The organism is Salinimicrobium flavum, from assembly GCF_042684505.1.
Classification (GTDB): domain Bacteria; phylum Bacteroidota; class Bacteroidia; order Flavobacteriales; family Flavobacteriaceae; genus Salinimicrobium; species Salinimicrobium flavum.
On the sequence record NZ_JBHULT010000006.1, the window covers coordinates 236,822 to 250,962 of the forward strand.

Sequence of the window (14,141 nt, forward strand, 5' to 3'; positions counted from 1 at the left end):
TGGTTTTAAGGATTAAAAAAAGTCCTTCAGTCTTCGGTACAATTTCAAAATTAGGAAGAATAGTACATCCTGCCTGAATTTTCTATGATTAATTAATTTTTCAAGAGAGGAAGAAATCCTCATTTTCAAAGGCAGTACCCACCACGACCATATCTGCACCCGCAGTATAGGCTTCTGAAAGTGCTTCGGCAGAACGAATTCCCCCGCCAACAATTAGCGGCACAGAAATGGCTTTTTTCACCAGGGAAATAATTTGGGCCGAAACAGGGAATTTTGCCCCGCTACCCGCTTCCAGATATACAAGTCCCTTCCCTGAATATTCTCCGGCTAAAGCAGTGTTCACTATAGTTTCAGGGTCTTTGGGAGAGAGCGGACTGGTTTGACTTACGTGATGAACCGCACATTCCTTCCCTCCATCAACAAGGATGTACCCGGTGGGAATGATCTCCAGTTGTGTTTGTCTAATCTTATTTACAGATCTTACCTGTTGCCCGATCAGGAACTCAGGATTCCTTCCTGAAAGCAGGCTTAGGAAAAATAAGGCATCTGCTGCACCTGTTATATGGGAGTGATCACCCGGGAACAAAATTACGGGAAGTTGGGTTTCAGCTTTCAAAGCCTTAACGCAAGCCTCGGTCCTGCCATTTTCAACCCTGCTGCCTCCCACCAGGATGTGAGTAGCCTGCCGAGGTATCTTCCGAAGAAATTCTGAAGCTGAATCTGTTTTAAATTTATCGGGATCAATGAGGACGGCAAGTAATTTTTCTTCAGCCGCAGCGGACTTAAGGATATTAGTTAATACCTGGCTCATGAATTATGAAGGTTTTTCTTCCTTGGGTACCGCGAAAACACAGGTAAAACCTTCGAATTCCAGGAATTGAAAATTGAACCAGGAAGTGGAGCCATTAAAAAATACCTTCCCGGTGGTTTTCTGATCATCAAAATCAAAATCGGTGATATTAATGTGTTGCAAAAAACTCACTTTTCGTTTGGCATAGAGTTTATAAACCGCTTCTTTGGCCCCCCATACAATAGTTAGTTTCCTTATCAAAGCCTCAGCATTGGCCAAAGTACGGTATTCTTCAATAGGGGTGAATTTGTGTGCAATAAGAAGGATCTTGTCCCGCTGTTTCTCAATGTCTATCCCTACCTCCCGGTCTCCGATTATAATTGCCGAAAAGATAAAAGAATGGGTAATAGAGATGTGTTTGCCATCCCTAAGGTGCGGTTTACCTTCCTCATCATAGAAGAGATCATGATCTGTGTAGCCTTCGGCGGCCAGTAAATGCCTCACACTCATGAATCCACGCTTGTGCAGGTCGCTTTTCATCCCATCTACGCGCTCCCGGCAATGAGTGGTAAGATCAATTCCACGGTTAAGGTCCTCATAAGGCTCTTCTATCTTCCAAATGAGCACTTTAGTGCCTGGATTTATTGTTATCGTTTTGTAAAGGGGCATAAAAAACTGTTAGATATTCTGTATCTTTGCCATTCTGAAAATGCAAAATCAAATATAATAATATGTCAACGAAAACAGTACCTTATACAGCGTATAAAGTAAAAGATATTTCCCTGGCCGATTGGGGGAGAAAAGAAATAGAGCTTGCCGAAGCAGAGATGCCGGGACTAATGTCTCTCAGGGAAGAATTCAAGGATGAACAGCCATTAAAAGGCGCACGTATCGCAGGATGTCTTCACATGACCATCCAGACAGCCGTACTTATTGAAACTTTAGTGGCTTTAGGCGCAGAGGTGACCTGGAGTTCATGCAATATATTCTCTACTCAGGATCAGGCTGCAGCAGCCATCGCTGCTGCCGGGATACCGGTATATGCCTGGAAAGGAATGACCGCGGAAGAATTTGACTGGTGTATCGAACAAACCCTTTTCTTTGGGGAAGACCGTAAGCCACTTAATATGATCCTTGATGATGGAGGGGACCTTACCAATATGGTTCTGGATCAATACCCTGAGCTGGCTGAAGGTATTAAAGGTCTTTCTGAAGAAACAACCACGGGAGTACACAGACTCTATGAGCGCATGAAGAACGGAACACTTCCCATGCCTGCGATCAATGTTAATGACTCGGTTACCAAATCTAAGTTTGATAACAAGTATGGATGTAGGGAAAGTGCTGTAGACGCCATTCGTCGCGCCACAGATGTGATGCTTGCCGGTAAAAGAGTTGTGGTATGTGGGTACGGGGATGTAGGTAAAGGTACCGCCGCTTCCTTTCGAGGAGCAGGTTCAATCGTAACCGTTACCGAGATCGACCCTATTTGTGCATTGCAGGCCGCAATGGACGGATTTGAGGTGAAGAAACTGGAAACTGTTGCCCCAAAAGCAGATATAGTGATCACCACTACCGGGAACAAAGATATCGTGCGTGCTGAGCATTTCAAAGCAATGAAAGACAAAACCATTGTATGTAACATTGGTCATTTTGACAATGAGATCCAGGTATCCTGGCTAAATGACAACTTTGGAGATACTAAGGTAGAGATCAAACCACAGGTTGATAAATATACCATTGACGGGAAAGACATCATTCTTTTAGCTGAAGGTCGTTTGGTGAACCTTGGATGTGCTACCGGTCACCCAAGCTTCGTAATGAGTAACTCATTTACGAATCAGACCCTTGCTCAAATAGAATTGTGGAAGAATACAGATAAGTACAAGAATGAAGTTTATATGCTACCAAAGCATCTGGATGAAAAGGTTGCCAAGCTTCATCTTGAAAAGATAGGAGTTGAATTGACGGAACTAAATGAGGACCAGGCCAAATATATTGGCGTAACCGTAGAAGGTCCATTCAAACCTGAATATTACAGATATTAATTCTTAAGATAATTCAGGATCTCTAAACCTCCTCCTTGTTAAACAGGGAGGATTTTTTTTGACCGGTTTTAAAGGCCACTCATTATAAGGAGTGTAGTTATTATAATTACTAAAACTGCCAGCAAAAACCAGGTTCGGGTAGAGATTATGGAGGTTTTCCTACCCTGCGCTGATTTCTCCTCTATGAGACCATTCTCACGCAATATCTCCCGGGCTTCACCTTCCTGCTTTTCAGCTACCTGCACCCTTACTCCCACCAGGAAGTTAGTATTGACATTTTCATCAAAGATCTTATAATCTATTTTGTGTTGTTCAAAAAGATTCCGTAGCAGGACGAGCTCATTTTGCTGAGTGGTTTCAAGAATAGTGATGTAATTCATTGTTGGCCAGTTTTCCGGAAAATTAGTAAAATGAATTTAAAAACCATTTACAGGAAAGAAGTTGAGGCTTTTTCAAATCATGGAGCGCTCATGAACCACCATACAATAATGGCAACCACTACAAGGACAAGGGCCGCAAGGAAAAGGAACATCCACCGCTTCATGGGCCTGCGGGGTGTCCTTCTTTCGTGAGGAAATTCTTTAACAAATCCCGTTTGATGAAGCAGCTCCCTTGCTAGTTTCCGGTCTTTTTCGGCAACCATAAAACGCTTATCGCTCACGGGAGGATCTCCCATAGCAGTACCTTCATCCTCTATTCTGAAATCGATCTTTTCTTCAGCAAAAAGGTTCTTTAATACAGATACCTCACTTTTGTCCCTGGTACTATAAACGGAAATATAATTCATGGCTTGAATTTTAAAGAACGCCTATTAAAGATACAAAAAAACCCTTTCTGAAATTCAGAAAGGGTTCATATCTTAAAAGAAAAAATTGATTAAGCCTGGAACGGTTCGATAGAAACGTAAGACTTGTTGTTTTTCTTTTTAGTGAATTTTACAACACCATCAACTCTGGCATGTAAAGTATGGTCTTTTCCTGCATACACATTCTCTCCCGGATTGTGGGCAGTACCTCTTTGTCTAACGATGATATTTCCTGCTATGGCAGCTTGTCCTCCAAAGATCTTAACACCTAGGCGTTTTGATTCTGATTCCCTACCGTTCTTGGAACTACCAACTCCTTTTTTGTGAGCCATTTTGTTTCGTTTTTACTGTTAAACTTTTAGCTTAAAGCAGCTATTAATTCAGCTTTTTTCATTGAAGAGTAACCTTCAATTCCTTTTTCTTTAGCCATTTCTCTTAATTCGACAACTGTGTTTGAACTAAGGTCATTCTTTGGAGCCTCATCCTTTTTAGAAGATTTTGTCTCTTCTTTTGAAGATTTTGGTTCTTCTTTTTTAGCCGAAGCGGCTTTTTTAGAACCTGACACAGAAATTCCTTCAATAGAAATTTCAGTAAGAGATTGACGGTGACCATTCTTTACACGGTAACCTTTTCTCCTCTTCTTCTTGAAAACAATAACTTTGTCTCCTTTTAGGTGCCTGGTGATCTTAGCATCTACCAAAGCTCCTTCTATAGCTGGGGCGCCTAAAGTAATGTTATCACCGTCTCCTGTCAAAAGAATTTTGTCGAAAGAAACACTGTCTCCTTCTTCTCCTGAAAGACGATTAACAAATACTTTTTGGTCTTTTGCAACTTTAAATTGCTGCCCTGCTATCTCTACAATTGCGTACATAGCGACTTTAATTAAGGGTTTATTATACTCACCTGCTTATTTTCAGGCGGGTGCAAATATACTCCTAATTAATTAATTTGCAAAGGCATTATATTAATAGGTATGTTTTTTTCCTTCCTTGGTATTCCAGGAAGGTTTGTATCGCTGCATGATGGCCAGGGCCATTACGAAAGATGTAGCCAGCCCCATAAGAGCAACAGTAAATACCAGCATTCCCAGGTTTACAAACCAATCGGTTTCCCACATGGTTATAAGCTCCTCAGAAAAATTTGGATTGAGTTCACTGGCATAAATGGCAAAAAATCCCGTAAAAATTAAAGTGGCAATAAATCCTGTGGCTAAAGCCGTTGTAAAACCTTTCTCATAAATGAACTTCGCTCCTTTTTTGGACCGGTACTTTTTAATGGCTAAAAACATACCTATGCCGGTTATAGCAATATTGACAACACTGAAAGCCGGATTAGTATGCAGGCCGAACAGTGATAACAACAAAAAATAAGCAATTAGCCCAACGGCCACAAAGATTCCATACATCAATGAAATTGAAGATCCCTTCATAAGAGTGATTTTTTATAGCGTTTTGTATAAATTTCCAAAAATTCTCCCGAATTATGCCTTAATAGCTTGTTAATTTAGGAAACACACTTTTTTGACCCTTCTTTTCTTTCTAAAAAAAATGTAACAAACCCCCACTTTCTCCTACTTATTCATTGTTATACTTTAAAACTTAATAATAAAATGATCAACAAACTAAAATTAGCCACCTTTGCTCTATTCGTGGGTGTGACCGCGACAGCACAGGAAGTTGAATTTGAGCAGTACACGCTCGACAACGGGCTGGATGTGATTCTTCACCAAGATAATTCAGCGCCGGTTGTAACCACAGCCGTTATGTACGACGTAGGTGGAAAAGACAGAATTAATAATAAAACCGGTTTTGCCCATTTCTTTGAGCATCTTCTTTTTGAGGGCACAGAGAATATTGGTCAGGGAGATTGGTTCAAGATGGTATCGTCCAACGGAGGATCAAATAATGCCAACACTTCAAACGATCGTACTTATTACTACGAGATCTTCCCGTCCAACAATCTTGAGCTTGGATTATGGATGGAATCTGAAAGAATGTTGCACCCTGTTATAAAACAATCGGGAGTAGACACTCAGAATGAAGTTGTTAAAGAAGAAAAGAGAATGCGTTACGACAATGCTGCCTACGGGAACTGGATTAATGAGATCTCTTCCAATCTTTTCGAGAAACATCCCTACAAAGATCCCAACGTAGGTTACATGGAAGATCTTGATGCAGCAACTCTTGAAGAGTTTAAGCAGTATTTCGATATCTATTACAAGCCTAACAACGCAACTTTGGTTGTGGCAGGTGACATCGACATTGCAAAGACCAAGAAAATGATCCAGGATTATTTTGGCCCTATTCCGGCCGGAGAAGAGGTTACCAGAAACTTCCCTAAAGAAGAGCCTATTACTGAAACCATTGAGGCAACAGCTTACGATTCAAACATTCAGATCCCTGCGATAATGCTGGGTTACAGAACTCCGGGAATGACCGAGAGAGATGCCTACGTTCTTGACATGGTTTCTTCAGTTCTTTCTGACGGAAAATCTTCCCGACTTTACAAGAAACTGGTTGATGATCAAAAACAGGCACTTCAGGTTGCAGCACTCAACATTGGTCAAAAAGATTACGGTCAGTACGTTGTGCTTGCCCTTCCCCTGGGGGAAACTCCTTTGGATACTCTTGTTACTGAAATTGATGAAGAGATCCTGAAGTTGCAAACCGAACTTATCAGCCAGAGAGAATACGAAAAACTTCAGAATAAATTTGAGAACAGATTTGTAAACTCCAATAGTAGCGTTGCAGGTATTGCCAGCTCTTTAGCCACTTACCAGATGCTTTATGGAAACACTGACCTTATTAACGAGGAGATCGATATCTACCGTTCTATTACAAGGGAAGAAATTAGGGACGTAGCCAAGAAATATCTTAACCCAAATCAGCGTGTCGAACTGGAATATCTTCCGAAGAAAGATTCTGAATAACAAAATTTTAAAATGTACAAAATGAAGAATAAAATATTAGCATTAGCAGTCTTGTTCCTGACAACCACAGGAATTCATGCTCAAATTGACCGCAGCACGCCACCTGAAGCAGGACCTGCACCTGAGATCAATCTGGGCAAGCCCGAAACTTTCACCTTAAAAAACGGGCTAAAAGTACTTGTTGTTGAAAACCACAAGTTGCCAAGGGTTTCTATGACCCTTACTATGGATAACCCGCCCCATGCAGAAGGCGATAAGGCCGGAGTTCCGGCACTTATGGGATCCATACTTGGGGAAGGAACCAAGGATATTCCTAAGGAAAAATTCAATGAGGAAATTGATTACCTCGGAGCAAATGTAAATTTCTTTTCAAGTGGAGCCTCGGCTAACTCACTTTCAAAGTATTTCCCAAGGATTCTTGAACTGGTGGCCCAGGGATCATTAAACCCCAACTTTACTGAGGAGCAATTTGAAATTGAAAAAGAGCGGGCTCTTGAAAACCTTAAAGCTTCAGAAAAAGACGTGGCTTCAAACGCCCAAAGAATAGCTGCAGCTTTAAGCTACGGAAAAGACCATCCCTACGGAGAGTTCTCTACTGAAGAAACTATCAAGAACCTTACTCTGGAAGATGTAAAAAAATATTACCAGGATTTCTATGTGCCTCAAAATGCATATTTGGTAGTTGTTGGTGATGTAAAGACAAAAGAAGTAAAGAAACTTGTAGAGAAGAATTTCAAGAACTGGAAGAAAAGTGAACTTCCGGCTTTAAATCTTCCCAAAGTTGATAATGTTGCTGAAACACAGGTGAATTTTGTTGATTTCCCAAATGCTGTTCAAAGCGAAGTTCAGGTAACAAACACTATTCAGCTTAAAAAAGGAGATCCAGACTATTTTCCTCTTCTAATGGCCAACAAAATCCTTGGAGGCGGTGGAGAAGCCCGTTTGTTCCTTAACCTTCGTGAAGACAAAGGATATACTTACGGCGCTTATTCAAGCACCGGAGATGATAAATATGTTTCACGTTTTGTTGCCAGCGCAAGCGTTCGTAACGCAGTCACAGATTCTGCTGTTGTAGCATTCCTTGATGAGTTGCACAGAATAAGAAACGAGAAAGTATCTCAGGAAGAACTTGAAAACGCCAAGGCAAAATACACAGGAGATTTTGTTCTTGCACTTGAACGTCCTTCTACAATTGCACAGTACGCTTTAAACATTGAAACTGACAAACTTCCAAAAGATTTTTATCAGACTTACCTTAAGAAGATCAATGCAGTTACAGCAGAGGACATTCAAAGAGTTGCTAAAAAATACTACCTGGCAGATAATGCGAGGATTGTAGTAGTTGGTAAAGGAAGCGAAGTAATTGAGAATCTTGAAAAACTTTCTTATAACGGAAAATCCATACCGGTAAAGTATTTTGATAAAAATGCAAATCCAATTGAAAAACCTGAATTCAAAAAAGAGGTTTCCCCTGATGTTACGGTTGAAAAAGTATACAACAGCTATATAGAGGCTATAGGTGGAAAAGAAGCTGTAGATAAAGTGAACTCTGTTTATCTTACTGCTCACGCTTCAGTACAGGGTCAAAAAATGGACCTGGAAACCAAAACCACTACCGCTGGAAAATCATCTACTTCCATAGGAATGGGAGGCACGGTAATGCAGCAACAGATCTTTAATGGAGAAGAAGGTTTTGTAGTTGCCAGAGGTCAGAAAATACCTTTTACAGAAGAGCAGCTAACTGCAGCTAAGGCAGAATCTCATCCTTTCCCCGAACTAAAGGAGAAAAACGGTACTATTACAGGTATCGAACCGGTGAATGGTGAGGATGCTTATGTAATTAAAGTTGATGAAACTAAACATTACTATAGTATGGAAACCGGATTGAAACTCCAGACCATAAAAACCCTTAACCAGGGAGGGCAAACAATGACCATCCCTATCGTTTATTCAGATTACAGGGAGGTTGATGGAGTTAAATTCCCATTCTCAATTGCACAGACTATGGGCGCCATGACGCTCGATTTTGAAGTTACAGATGTAAAGATCAATGAGGGTGTAACAGATGCCGACTTTGAATGATAAGACTTTTTATCCTAACAGAAAATGCCAACCTTAAAGGGTTGGCATTTTTTATTTCCTTAAAAACGATATTTAGAGTTGAATTGCAACGGAAGCACACCTCACCCTGTCGCACCGAAAATGCTAAATTCTTTAAGATTTAACCAACAGTTGCACAGACCGGAAAGCCTACAAAAATTATAGACTTATCCAGTTCATTCTACGCTATCTCAGATGTTTGATTTTTCATATTTGACCTCGGTTCATCCTGAAGCTCAGCAAGTTCCGCCGCCGCAAACTGCCAGACCACCATTGTAAACAAAAACACGAAAAACGAAAATCCGTAAAAAATCTTTTTCTTCATATCGGGTAGGGTTTAGTTCGATACTGAAAAGTAAAGTTAATAAAAGGTTAAAAAAATAGCAAATGGATTTAAACTTTTCTTTTAGTGTTATTAACAATTAACACTCCCAGCAGGATTACCAATCCGGAAACCAGCTGAATGACAGTGAATTTTTCTCCGTCCAATGCGCCCCACCCCAAGGCCACAAGGGGCACCAGGTAAGTAACAGAGGTAGAAAACACAGGATCTGAAATCTGGATAAGTTTGTTGAACATGATTAGGGCTGCTCCTGTACCTATAACTCCTAAAACGGCAACATAGAGAAGGGAAAGAGGAACTTCAGGCGCTGAAAGTACTTCAGTTGAGAAGAATCCGGTTGTTGACAGAACGATCAATGCCGGAATAGCGATCACCATAAAATTACCTGTGGTGATGGCCAGGGCCGGAATGGTTTGCAGGTGCCTTTTGATCACATTGGCATTGAATCCGTAGAAAAGCGAAGCTAGAATGACCAGCAGCGAGTACCAGTAATTCTGATCGGGATTGACGGCTGCCCCACTTAAGATGAGAGCAGTGGTTCCGGCAAGCCCGACCATAACCCCAATAAATTTCTTTTTTATAAAAGCTGCCTCAAAAATAAAGATGCCCAGCAACATGGAGAGCAGCGGTGTGGTAGAGTTGAGAATGGAAACTATGGCGCTGTCAATTTCAGTTTCTGCAAACGAAAAGAGATAAGCAGGAAAAAAGGTCCCGAAGAAACCTGAAAAAATGATCCATTTCCATTGACCTCCCTTTATGTGCCTGAGGCTTCTAAGACCAATGATGACCATGAACAATGAAGCAAAAACCGTGCGCAGGGAACCCACTTGTAGTGCCGTGAGCCCAACCAGCCCTTTTTTTATAAGTATGAAGGAACTACCCCAAATGATGGCAAGCAGCCCCAGAAAGATCCACTTCAGATTCTTATTGGGCATTACATCAAATTAAGCCTCAAAAATGGGAATAATTTTTTAACCTAAAAGAAGTACCTGCTTTATTCAAGATTCTTCCATTGCACCGTTTCCATAAGGTGCCGCATATCCTGTTTCAAATAGGCAGCAGCAGGAAGAATGGAATCAAAGTTGGGCTGTGCCCTGAAATAAACAGAACCTGTTAGGAAATGTTCTGTACTGTCAGTTAAATAGAACTGGGCCTGGGAAGCAGCATTTCCTGAAACCTCATAGAACATTCCGTAGGTTTTGTTGTACTCATTGGTATAGATATCACCCTGAATAGCGTCTGCTTTAATGGTGTGCTGCAGAGGCAGTTTCTGCGCGTCACGTAACAGGGAATCCAGATTATTCGTAACGGGTTGATAAGTGATAAAGATCGTTCCTTTTAAATGCTCATACTCCAGGTTAAGCCAGCAATTGTTTCCTCCCTTAGGGTTTGTGGCCGTTGCCCACTTGTTCTTTTCGAATATATAAGGACATTTCTTCTCCAGCAGTTCATATTTGGGTTGAGGATATTCCATTGCCAAAAACCCCATGGGTTTTGGCTGTGGATCATCTCCACAAGAGATGGCCAGAGCAGCAAAAATTATAAGAATTACCCACTTTTTCATACTCCCGTGATACTCACCTTTATTTGTTTGATCCTTTTATTGTCTATCACCTCGATCTTAAAACTGAAACGATCAAAAAAGATCACATCATTCTTTTTGGGAAAGCTACCTGAAATTTCCAGCAGGAATCCTGCCAGGGTCTCTGCCTCTCCTTTATTATCTTCAAAAAGGGAAGGATCGTCCAACTTAAGCACGCGGTAGAAATCCTTTAAAGGGGTCTTCCCTTCAAACACATAGTTGTTTTCATCCAATTTGGAAAAGATGAGATCCTCATCATCAAATTCATCGCTAATATCCCCTACTATTTCCTCAATAATATCTTCCAGAGATATAAGCCCGCTGGTTCCGCCGTATTCGTCAACTACAATGGCAAGGTGGTTCTTTTTGGTCTTAAAATCGTTCAAAAGATCATCCAGTTTCTTATTCTCAGGTACAAAATAAGGTTCCCGCAACAATGATTTCCAGTCATAATCGTCCTGCTCCAGGTAAGGCAACAAGTCTTTCACATATAAGATCCCGGTAACAGAATCTATATTGTCTTTATAAACAGGGATTCGGGAATATCCGTTTTCTATGATCTGCGGAATGATAGTTTTATATTGTTCGGTCTCATTGAGCGCAAAAATGTCCATACGAGGGCGCATCACCTGCTTGGTGTCAGTATTCCCAAAGGAGACGATCCCCCGCAAGATCTTTTGCTCTTCTTTGGTTGTATCGTGTTTGCTGGTAAGTTCCAGGGCCTGTGACAATTGATCTACACTTAATCCTGTACGTTGATTACCCAGTCGTTCATGAATAAGAACGGTAACAGCCCGCATGGGGATACTTAAAGGAGAAAAAACCCTGTCAAGCACATTAATTGGATAAGCCATAAAATGTGAAAAAGCTACTTTGTTCCTGCTGGCGTAAACTTTGGGAAGGATCTCCCCGAATAACAGGATAAGGAAGGTCACCACTACCACCTCCATGATGAATTGGAGGTCAATTCCAAAATACACCGTCTGTATGTTCTCAAAGGCTGTATCTGTAAGAGAATCGAACAGCAGAATAATGGCAATATTTATCATATTATTAGCCACGAGAATAGTGGCCAATAATTTTTTAGGTCTGTCTAAAAGGCTGATGACGACCTGTTCTTTAGCCGTCCTCCTGGTCTGGTCTGCTTCAAAATCGGCCGGGGTGAGGGAAAAGAAAGCCACTTCTGCGCCCGAAATAAGTGCAGATGAGATCAGTAATAAAAAGGCCCCGACCACACCAAAAAGCTGCGATAGATCAACGGCAAGAATAGATGAAAACAAACTGGCAGGATCAGGATCCAAATGTGTAGTTTTAAATTAAACTTAGAACGGCAAATCGTCCTCGTCTTCCTGTTGGATTCCGGGAGCCTGATTTTGCGGCGTATTTTGCCGGGGTTGGTTCTGAGATTGGTTTGTTGACTGGGATTGGCCCTGTGAATCGCCGGGTCCACTTTCTCCTTTAGGGGTTAGAAAGGTAAAATCTGTACAATGGATCTCAGTAGAATATCTTTCATTCCCTTTGTCATCCTGCCATTTTCTGGTCTTTATCCTTCCTTCAATATAAACTTTATCCCCTTTCTTAAGGTACTTTTCACAGATCTCTGCTGCTTTGTTCCTTACCACAATATTATGCCACTCGGTATTGGTAACCCGCTCTCCGCTGGTCTTGTTGGTATAAACTTCATTAGTGGCTAAAGGGAAACGACCTAATGACCCGCCGCCTTCAAAATAGTGCATTTTTACGTCATCTCCTGTGTGGCCAATTAGCATTACTTTATTCAAAGTTCCGGTCATTTTGTTCGGGTTTATTTAAATGAATTAATTTCTAAAATAAGTAAATTTATGGTTCATTTTCAACTTCCTCTTTCTTTTTGTTCGCTTCGGAAAACCATCCGATGAAATTACAAAAAGCAGGAAGGTTAAAAGTCAAAGGTATCAATAAATTTTTCTATCAGGACCGGTACCGGAAGTTTCCCGGCTTCAGTGAAAGAGATACCCTGCTGCGGAAGCTCTTCACAGTTGACGATCCAGAATTTTGTGAAGATGTGCTGGTGTGAAAGTTTATGCACAACCGGTTCAATATTGAAGAGATCGACCTTTGAGGAAGAAGGAACAGAATAATACCCGTACGCCTCTTCCTGCACAAGATTTTCGGCTGTGGCTTCAGAATAGGTCTCCACCAGGGGGAATTCATACAATCCCTGCCAAATCCCCTTTCCTTTGCGCTGCTGTAATATGGTCTTATTCTCTTCGGAAATAAATACGAGGTAATTAAAGTGCCTTTTTCGAACCTTTTGTTTTTTTAGCTTTACCGGTAGATACGCAATTTGGATACGATTGAAGGCGACACATTCCGAAGAAAAAGGGCAATTATCACAGAGAGGGCGTCGGGGAGTACAATGCAGAGCCCCAAATTCCATGAGGCCCTGGTTAAAATCGGCCGGATTTTTCCTGTCTAACAACCGGTTTGCCTTTTCTTTAAACTGTTTTTGCCCTTCGGTACTGTTAATAGGAGTATCAATTCCAAAAATACGTGACAATACGCGGTAGACATTCCCGTCAACCACCGCAACCGGCTCCTTAAAGCAAATTGAAGCAATGGCACTCGCGGTATATTCTCCCACTCCTTTTAGCTTGATAAGATCCTTATAATTATCGGGGAATTTTCCATCCAAATCCTCAACTACAAATTGGGCAGCAGTTTGCAGGTTACGGGCACGGGAATAATATCCCAATCCCTGCCACAGCTTAAGCACTTCTTCTTCGGAAGCCTCTGCAAGATCAAACACGGTAGGAAAGGCTTCAATAAACTTATAATAATAAGGTGTTCCCTGTGCTACCCTTGTTTGCTGAAGGATTATTTCACTGAGCCATATGCGGTAAGGATCACCTGTGGAGCGCCAGGGCAGATCTCTCTTATTTTCCAAATACCACGAAATCAGATTTTTAGAAAAAAGCATTGAATAAAATTCTTTGGTGCAATGATAATTCTTTATTCTCTTACTATTTAATGGTTTAGGATTGAAAAGTTGCAGATTTAATTCATATATTTGCACCTCGAAAATTTACAAACCCCAATTTAATAAATCATACGACAATGACGAAAGCAGATATCGTAGCAAAGATCTCCGAGAAGTTAGGAATGGAAAAAGGAGACGTTCAGGCTACTGTTGAAACCTTTATGGAAGAGGTAAAAACTTCATTAGAAGCCGGCGATAATGTTTACTTAAGAGGATTTGGAAGCTTTATCATTAAGACAAGAGCAGAAAAAACCGGAAGAAACATTTCCAAGAACACAACCATTAAGATCCCCGCACATAATATTCCGGCTTTTAAACCAGCCAAGGTATTTGTTGAAGGTGTGAAAACCAATGTTGAAGTAAAATAGAACTTCTTGCCCCCGGGCTGAAACAAATAAATTAATAATTAAAAAATCACACTATGCCAAGTGGTAAAAAGAGAAAAAGACATAAGGTAGCGACGCACAAGCGTAAAAAAAGAGCAAGAGCTAACCGTCACAAGAAAAAGAAGTAGTTTTTTCAAAC

At 41.0% G+C, this 14,141-nt stretch carries 17 protein-coding genes; 4 read left to right on the forward strand and 13 right to left on the reverse strand.

The annotated features are described in order from the left end of the window. Positions 1 to 100: 100 nt before the first annotated feature. Both ACFSTG_RS04385 and ACFSTG_RS04390 read right to left on the reverse strand, forming a co-directional pair. Positions 101 to 811, reverse strand: a complete 711-nt coding sequence (locus tag ACFSTG_RS04385) for a geranylgeranylglyceryl/heptaprenylglyceryl phosphate synthase (RefSeq protein WP_380748845.1) — start codon at positions 809 to 811, stop codon at positions 101 to 103. Positions 812 to 814: 3 nt separating this feature from the next. Continuing rightward, positions 815 to 1,459 carry a 4'-phosphopantetheinyl transferase family protein gene (locus ACFSTG_RS04390; protein WP_380748847.1) on the reverse strand — a complete coding sequence of 215 codons (645 nt, stop codon included), beginning with the start codon at positions 1,457 to 1,459 and terminating at the stop codon, positions 815 to 817. 62 nt (positions 1,460 to 1,521) lie between these two features. On the opposite strand from ACFSTG_RS04390, the gene ahcY reads away from it, so the two are divergent. Continuing rightward, positions 1,522 to 2,838 carry an adenosylhomocysteinase gene (gene ahcY / locus ACFSTG_RS04395; RefSeq protein ID WP_380748848.1) on the forward strand — a complete coding sequence of 439 codons (1,317 nt, stop codon included), beginning with the start codon at positions 1,522 to 1,524 and terminating at the stop codon, positions 2,836 to 2,838. A 68-nt stretch (positions 2,839 to 2,906) separates the two neighbouring features. Here the strand turns inward: ahcY and ACFSTG_RS04400 are convergent, their stop codons facing one another. The 5 genes from ACFSTG_RS04400 to ACFSTG_RS04420 all read right to left on the reverse strand — a co-directional run bounded on the left by ACFSTG_RS04400 (position 2,907) and on the right by ACFSTG_RS04420 (position 5,072). Then, the gene (locus ACFSTG_RS04400) at positions 2,907 to 3,218 is read right to left on the reverse strand and encodes a putative signal transducing protein (protein ID WP_380748849.1); all 312 of its coding nucleotides are present in this window, start codon (positions 3,216 to 3,218) and stop codon (positions 2,907 to 2,909) included. Between the two features lie 77 nt (positions 3,219 to 3,295). Beyond that, positions 3,296 to 3,625, reverse strand: coding sequence for a putative signal transducing protein (locus ACFSTG_RS04405; RefSeq protein ID WP_380748851.1), 330 nt, complete (start codon positions 3,623 to 3,625; stop codon positions 3,296 to 3,298). Between the two features lie 89 nt (positions 3,626 to 3,714). Next, positions 3,715 to 3,975, reverse strand: coding sequence for a 50S ribosomal protein L27 (gene rpmA, locus ACFSTG_RS04410; RefSeq protein WP_380748853.1), 261 nt, complete (start codon positions 3,973 to 3,975; stop codon positions 3,715 to 3,717). A gap of 26 nt (positions 3,976 to 4,001) precedes the next feature. Further along, a complete protein-coding gene (gene rplU / locus ACFSTG_RS04415; protein ID WP_380748855.1) occupies positions 4,002 to 4,514 on the reverse strand; it encodes a 50S ribosomal protein L21 in 513 nt (170 codons plus the stop codon). 93 nt (positions 4,515 to 4,607) lie between these two features. Further along, the gene (locus ACFSTG_RS04420) at positions 4,608 to 5,072 is read right to left on the reverse strand and encodes a DUF4199 domain-containing protein (protein WP_380748857.1); all 465 of its coding nucleotides are present in this window, start codon (positions 5,070 to 5,072) and stop codon (positions 4,608 to 4,610) included. Between the two features lie 180 nt (positions 5,073 to 5,252). On the opposite strand from ACFSTG_RS04420, the gene ACFSTG_RS04425 reads away from it, so the two are divergent. Continuing rightward, complete coding sequence (locus tag ACFSTG_RS04425) at positions 5,253 to 6,572, forward strand: M16 family metallopeptidase (protein ID WP_380748859.1); 1,320 nt, start codon at positions 5,253 to 5,255, stop codon at positions 6,570 to 6,572. A gap of 21 nt (positions 6,573 to 6,593) precedes the next feature. Then, complete coding sequence (locus ACFSTG_RS04430) at positions 6,594 to 8,654, forward strand: insulinase family protein (protein WP_380748861.1); 2,061 nt, start codon at positions 6,594 to 6,596, stop codon at positions 8,652 to 8,654. 199 nt (positions 8,655 to 8,853) lie between these two features. Here the strand turns inward: ACFSTG_RS04430 and ACFSTG_RS04435 are convergent, their stop codons facing one another. From ACFSTG_RS04435 to mutY, 6 genes are all read right to left on the reverse strand, one after another. Continuing rightward, the gene (locus ACFSTG_RS04435) at positions 8,854 to 8,997 is read right to left on the reverse strand and encodes a hypothetical protein (RefSeq protein ID WP_380748863.1); all 144 of its coding nucleotides are present in this window, start codon (positions 8,995 to 8,997) and stop codon (positions 8,854 to 8,856) included. 68 nt (positions 8,998 to 9,065) lie between these two features. Continuing rightward, positions 9,066 to 9,950, reverse strand: coding sequence for a DMT family transporter (locus ACFSTG_RS04440; RefSeq protein ID WP_380748865.1), 885 nt, complete (start codon positions 9,948 to 9,950; stop codon positions 9,066 to 9,068). A 59-nt stretch (positions 9,951 to 10,009) separates the two neighbouring features. After that, positions 10,010 to 10,579 (reverse strand): gliding motility lipoprotein GldD, encoded by a 570-nt coding sequence (gldD, locus tag ACFSTG_RS04445; protein ID WP_380748867.1) that lies wholly within the window; start codon positions 10,577 to 10,579, stop codon positions 10,010 to 10,012. Further along, positions 10,576 to 11,898, reverse strand: coding sequence for a gliding motility-associated protein GldE (locus ACFSTG_RS04450; RefSeq protein ID WP_380748869.1), 1,323 nt, complete (start codon positions 11,896 to 11,898; stop codon positions 10,576 to 10,578). Before ACFSTG_RS04450 ends, gldD begins: the two co-directional genes overlap by 4 nt. A 21-nt stretch (positions 11,899 to 11,919) precedes the next feature. Then, positions 11,920 to 12,390: a single-stranded DNA-binding protein gene (locus tag ACFSTG_RS04455; RefSeq protein WP_380748871.1), complete on the reverse strand. Its 471-nt coding sequence runs from the start codon at positions 12,388 to 12,390 to the stop codon at positions 11,920 to 11,922. Positions 12,391 to 12,515: 125 nt separating this feature from the next. Beyond that, positions 12,516 to 13,556, reverse strand: coding sequence for an A/G-specific adenine glycosylase (mutY, locus tag ACFSTG_RS04460; RefSeq protein WP_380748873.1), 1,041 nt, complete (start codon positions 13,554 to 13,556; stop codon positions 12,516 to 12,518). 122 nt (positions 13,557 to 13,678) lie between these two features. On the opposite strand from mutY, the gene ACFSTG_RS04465 reads away from it, so the two are divergent. Beyond that, positions 13,679 to 13,984, forward strand: a complete 306-nt coding sequence (locus tag ACFSTG_RS04465; protein ID WP_256325185.1) for an HU family DNA-binding protein — start codon at positions 13,679 to 13,681, stop codon at positions 13,982 to 13,984. Positions 13,985 to 14,141 lie beyond the last annotated feature (157 nt).

Excerpts from the sequence above, each read along its gene's own strand:
- ACFSTG_RS04385 (WP_380748845.1), bottom strand. The coding sequence starts at position 811 with ATGAGCCAGGTATTAACTAATATCCTTAAGTCCGCTGCGGCTGAAGAA.
- ACFSTG_RS04390 (WP_380748847.1), bottom strand. The coding sequence starts at position 1,459 with ATGCCCCTTTACAAAACGATAACAATAAATCCAGGCACTAAAGTGCTC.
- ahcY (WP_380748848.1), top strand. The coding sequence starts at position 1,522 with ATGTCAACGAAAACAGTACCTTATACAGCGTATAAAGTAAAAGATATT.
- ACFSTG_RS04400 (WP_380748849.1), bottom strand. The coding sequence starts at position 3,218 with ATGAATTACATCACTATTCTTGAAACCACTCAGCAAAATGAGCTCGTC.
- ACFSTG_RS04405 (WP_380748851.1), bottom strand. The coding sequence starts at position 3,625 with ATGAATTATATTTCCGTTTATAGTACCAGGGACAAAAGTGAGGTATCT.
- rpmA (WP_380748853.1), bottom strand. The coding sequence starts at position 3,975 with ATGGCTCACAAAAAAGGAGTTGGTAGTTCCAAGAACGGTAGGGAATCA.
- rplU (WP_380748855.1), bottom strand. The coding sequence starts at position 4,514 with ATGTACGCAATTGTAGAGATAGCAGGGCAGCAATTTAAAGTTGCAAAA.
- ACFSTG_RS04420 (WP_380748857.1), bottom strand. The coding sequence starts at position 5,072 with ATGAAGGGATCTTCAATTTCATTGATGTATGGAATCTTTGTGGCCGTT.
- ACFSTG_RS04425 (WP_380748859.1), top strand. The coding sequence starts at position 5,253 with ATGATCAACAAACTAAAATTAGCCACCTTTGCTCTATTCGTGGGTGTG.
- ACFSTG_RS04430 (WP_380748861.1), top strand. The coding sequence starts at position 6,594 with ATGAAGAATAAAATATTAGCATTAGCAGTCTTGTTCCTGACAACCACA.
- ACFSTG_RS04435 (WP_380748863.1), bottom strand. The coding sequence starts at position 8,997 with ATGAAGAAAAAGATTTTTTACGGATTTTCGTTTTTCGTGTTTTTGTTT.
- ACFSTG_RS04440 (WP_380748865.1), bottom strand. The coding sequence starts at position 9,950 with ATGCCCAATAAGAATCTGAAGTGGATCTTTCTGGGGCTGCTTGCCATC.
- gldD (WP_380748867.1), bottom strand. The coding sequence starts at position 10,579 with ATGAAAAAGTGGGTAATTCTTATAATTTTTGCTGCTCTGGCCATCTCT.
- ACFSTG_RS04455 (WP_380748871.1), bottom strand. The coding sequence starts at position 12,390 with ATGACCGGAACTTTGAATAAAGTAATGCTAATTGGCCACACAGGAGAT.
- mutY (WP_380748873.1), bottom strand. The coding sequence starts at position 13,556 with ATGCTTTTTTCTAAAAATCTGATTTCGTGGTATTTGGAAAATAAGAGA.